The 3,952-nt window shown below is 57.0% G+C and carries 4 protein-coding genes; 3 read left to right on the forward strand and 1 reads right to left on the reverse strand.

Annotated features, from left to right (window positions below):
* Positions 1-92 precede the first annotated feature (92 nt).
* The 3 genes from ABWU19_RS14400 to ABWU19_RS14410 all read left to right on the forward strand — a co-directional run bounded on the left by ABWU19_RS14400 (position 93) and on the right by ABWU19_RS14410 (position 3,335).
* Positions 93-947 carry a hypothetical protein gene (locus ABWU19_RS14400; protein WP_435902346.1) on the forward strand — a complete coding sequence of 285 codons (855 nt, stop codon included), beginning with the start codon at positions 93-95 and terminating at the stop codon, positions 945-947.
* Positions 948-1,150: 203 nt separating this feature from the next.
* Positions 1,151-2,641, forward strand: a complete 1,491-nt coding sequence (locus ABWU19_RS14405; RefSeq protein ID WP_435902347.1) for a leucyl aminopeptidase — start codon at positions 1,151-1,153, stop codon at positions 2,639-2,641.
* 292 nt (positions 2,642-2,933) lie between these two features.
* Positions 2,934-3,335: a hypothetical protein gene (locus tag ABWU19_RS14410; RefSeq protein WP_435902348.1), complete on the forward strand. Its 402-nt coding sequence runs from the start codon at positions 2,934-2,936 to the stop codon at positions 3,333-3,335.
* A 3-nt stretch (positions 3,336-3,338) separates the two neighbouring features.
* Here ABWU19_RS14410 and ABWU19_RS14415 read toward each other — a convergent pair whose 3' ends face one another.
* Positions 3,339-3,662, reverse strand: a complete 324-nt coding sequence (locus ABWU19_RS14415) for a hypothetical protein (RefSeq protein ID WP_435902349.1) — start codon at positions 3,660-3,662, stop codon at positions 3,339-3,341.
* Positions 3,663-3,952 lie beyond the last annotated feature (290 nt).

Genomic DNA, 3,952 nt, shown 5'->3' on the forward strand with positions numbered 1-3,952 from the left:
GAAACACCTTACAGGAGCGGCCTGCTTTTGCCTACTCGGGGTTTTGTCGTGTACTTAGGCTTCAAACATGTAGGAACATCTGGGGGCCGCCAATGCAAAAAGGACTGGTAGGAGCTGGGATACTGGGAGTGCTGACTTCGCTGGCGCAGCCCAACGTGGGTTCGGTGCCCTGGGCCATTGGAGGGGTGCAGGAACCTGCGCTTTTGCGGGTTGGTGAGCTTAGGCGCCTGCTCGAGCCCAGAGGGGTGCGCTTCAACGAGACCGGCATTTTGGGGCGCTATCTGCTCGAGGTCAGGTTCCCCCAGACCACCAATGGCCTGTATTTGCGGATGGTCAGCCAGAACGAGGTTTCTTATGTGGTATTTGACGACCTGTTTATCAACCTGGCCCAGGTGGATTTGGGAATTGGTACTGCGGTTCGGGTGGTGGGCTGGGCCAGTCCGACCATTACCATTGGGCCCACCACCTTTACCCTGGGCACCTTAAAAAACCCCGTTAATCCTTATCTTGGCTATATGTACCTGGTTCGCAAGTTGCTGATAGACCGCAGCGATGCCCCCCCTTATCTGGCCAAACTCCTGGACGAAGACCCTAAAGCCCGACGCTGTCTGCACGAGCTAAAGGTCAACGACCCCCCCGGAACCATATACGCAGTAGCCAGTAAGGCCTGGGCCGAGGCCAACCTGAAAGCGCCCTACGACCACCCACCGGACTTTCCCATCCCAGCTGCGTTTCACGTAGGGGTCGTGCAAAACGGGCGTATTCGCTTGCTTTTGCCGGCTGAAAAGGCCAGCTATGCCAGAGACCTCGAGGGTTGGAAGAAATCGCGCGAGCGGGAAACCCTGATCTTGATCAGACTGTCGGGCTGGCTCAGGGAGCAGAATGCGGAATACCAGATCGTGAGGCCGCCCCAGGGGCGTAGCCAGGCGGTACGTTGCCAGCCATGAGGGGGTGCTGGTGGGCGATGCGGTCGGGGAAACCTGCACTTTGTTATGATTTTTGGAGAAAATTGCCAATCTGGGAAGAACCCGAAACATCAGGCCCGATCTGGGGAACAAAGATGGGGTCTGTATAGCAAACTTGCTGGATTACCCCGCAGCAACTGACTTGTTGGTCATTGATACCTGATGTGTGTTATAGTTCGCATGCCATGGAACTTACTCTAAAGTCGGCACGGCGCTATGTTGACGAGATACCTGCCCCCCTGGCAGTCGTGGGGGTATGGGGTGGCGAGTTTAGCGAAGAAGGCAACAAACTAGACGCCAGACACCGTAAAGCGCTCTCCAAAATGATGGAAGAGTTGCACTTTAAAGGCGATTTTGGCGAAACCTTGCTGATTCCCTTGGGTTCAAGAAAAGGAGAAGGCCCTGGATTTGCGCTGCTGTTTGGTCTGGGTAAGAAGCGTGGGGTTAGCCTTGAAACCGTTCGCCAGGCGGGGGCCAGGCTGGTGCAGGAAATTGCCCGTCTGGGCTTCAAAGAAGCCGTAAGCGAGACCTTCCTTTCAGACAAATTTGGCAAAAAGGAAGCCAGCTATGCCCTGGCGGAAGGAGCCTTGCTGGGTGGGTATGCCTGGAACAAGTACAAGACCACTGGCCCTGCCAGCAAGCGTGGTGAAAAACTGCGTTTGTGGCTTGCTCGAGCCTCGGGGCCTGCGGTAGAGCAAGCCGCAATTGTTGCGGAAGCAGTCAATTATGCCCGTGACCTGGTTAACGAGCCTCCGAATGTCCTGACCCCAGCCGAACTGGCCCAGCGTGCCAGCGCGATGGCCCAGGAACTGGGGCTCGAGGTGGAAATTTGGGATGAAAACCAGATTAAACAAGCGGGTATGGGTGCTTTTTATGGGGTAGCCCAGGGTTCGGCCAACCCACCCCGTTTTATCCAGCTCACCTACAAGCCCCAAAACCCCGCCAGCCGGGTGATTGCAATGGTGGGCAAGGGCCTTACGTTCGACACCGGAGGATACTCCCTCAAACCCTCCGAAGCCCAGATCACCATGAAATGCGACATGGCAGGTGCAGCCGCCGTTCTGGGGGCTATGCGGGCCATCGCCCGGCTGAAGCCTGAGGTGGAAGTGCGGGCATATGTGGCTGCGGCTGAGAACATGATTTCCGGTACAGCCTACCGGGTGTCCGACGTGCTCAAGAGCCTTTCGGGTAAAACCATTGAGGTGCTAAACACCGATGCAGAAGGGCGGCTCACCCTGGCAGATGCCATTACCTATGCAGACCGTCGGGGTGCAGATGCAATTGTGGAGCTTTCTACCCTGACGGGGGCCTGCGTGGTTGCCCTGGGGGAAAAAATAGCGGGCCTGTTTGCGAACGATGCCCGTTGGGGCCGTGAGGTGCAGGAAGCCGCCGAGCGGGCAGGTGAAAAAGTCTGGCCCTTGCCGATGGAAGAGGAGTACCTCGAGGCCCTCAAGTCCAGCACCGCCGACCTCAAGAACACCCATGGGCGTAGCCGTTCGGGAGGGGCCATCACGGCAGCGTTGTTCCTGGCTAAGTTTACCGAAAAACCACTGGTGCACCTCGATATCGCTGGGCCAGCCTATACCGAAAAGGCGCATGCCCTGGGCCCAGCGGGCGGTACTGGATTCGGTGTTCGGACTCTAATAGAACTGCTTGGCGGCGATGAAGCAAGCTAGCCATCTTCAACCTATTTGCCGTTGCTAACTGGCCCGTTGCGCTGCTCTCTTTACGAGGTACGCAGCAGACAAGAGATTGAACTTGTCAACAGGGCATAGATCAAAAAGACAAAAAGCAATAAGAAATGTCCTTGATTCGTTCTTTTGCTGGGGTTCATATCAGGCCTATCAAGTAGAAAGCTTGGTCGGAAGCGATGATTTTATCGCACTCTTCACGGCTGTGCAGAACAAAGTCAAGTTGTGGGCAGCTCAATATTTGTGAAGGGCGCTCTAAACCCGATATTGTAGGGTCATGAAACTTGGTGTTCGGGCTCTTTTGCGCTTCTTCATACCGGCAGGGATTGGCTTATTGGTTGCCCTTGCCGATCTTGGCAACGTGGATTTGCTGTTTGCTGGAACGCTGCTGCTCTTGCTGGGTTTTGTGGTGGGGTGGTGGTGGCCGCGCCAGTGGTGGCTTAGCGGGCTTTTAATGGGAGGTACCCTACCCCTGGTCCAACTTTGGGCCCTGACGACGCAGTTCCCCATGCCTTACGTGCCCGACCCCCTTCAGGGCTTGCTGCTGCTGTTTCCTGCCTTGCTGATGGCCGGATTTGGGGCCATTGTGCACCAGAAAACGCCCTACACGCCTGCCGCGCTGCGCGCCCGCTTGCGGCGGGCCCGGCAGGCCGATTACCACGACTACGAGCAGTCCTGATTTTTAGACCACATCTGTGGCCTGGCGAACCTCGCGCACGAACTGCTGGGTTTTTTCGTCGAGGTCGTGCTGGGCCCAGGGGATGTTTTTGGCTTCCGGCCAGCGCTCGAACAGGGTATCGAGCCATTGCAGCAGCAGGTCTGGGGTCATGGACCCCGAAGACTTGTAGTTGACGCTGGCGTCCTTGAGCGTTACCTTGCCCAGGGCCTCGTAGTGGCTAGGCGAGGTGTGCTTAACGATGATACGGAAGGTGTCGCCCGAATCCTCCCCCACGCACTCGAGCACCTGATGCTCGGCCAGGTTGTTGATTTTATGCAGTGTGATCATACCCTAATGGTACGCGCCTGAGCGGCGGGTTTCCAGTGCCAGGGTGCATCTCTGAAAATCCGTATGCCAGAATAAAGCATGAAAGAGTGGAAAACGAAAGCTCGCCAAGCCTTTGAGCGGTACATGGAAGACCTGGAACTAAGCCTGGAATCGGGGAGTGGACTGGCGGACCTCGAACGGGCCATGCTGCGACATAACCCGGAACTCCTCAGGACGCTGATGCAAGGCCTGGTGGAAGAGACCCAGGCGCCTTCCCCCCCTGGAGCTACCGAAGGGGTGGAGGAGGGTGG

The organism is Meiothermus cerbereus (assembly GCF_051297115.1).
GTDB lineage: Bacteria > Deinococcota > Deinococci > Deinococcales > Thermaceae > Meiothermus > Meiothermus cerbereus_A.

Coding starts and splice junctions, on each gene's coding strand:
- ABWU19_RS14400 (WP_435902346.1), top strand. CDS start 93: ATGCAAAAAGGACTGGTAGGAGCTGGGATACTGGGAGTGCTGACTTCG.
- ABWU19_RS14405 (WP_435902347.1), top strand. CDS start 1,151: ATGGAACTTACTCTAAAGTCGGCACGGCGCTATGTTGACGAGATACCT.
- ABWU19_RS14410 (WP_435902348.1), top strand. CDS start 2,934: ATGAAACTTGGTGTTCGGGCTCTTTTGCGCTTCTTCATACCGGCAGGG.
- ABWU19_RS14415 (WP_435902349.1), bottom strand. CDS start 3,662: ATGATCACACTGCATAAAATCAACAACCTGGCCGAGCATCAGGTGCTC.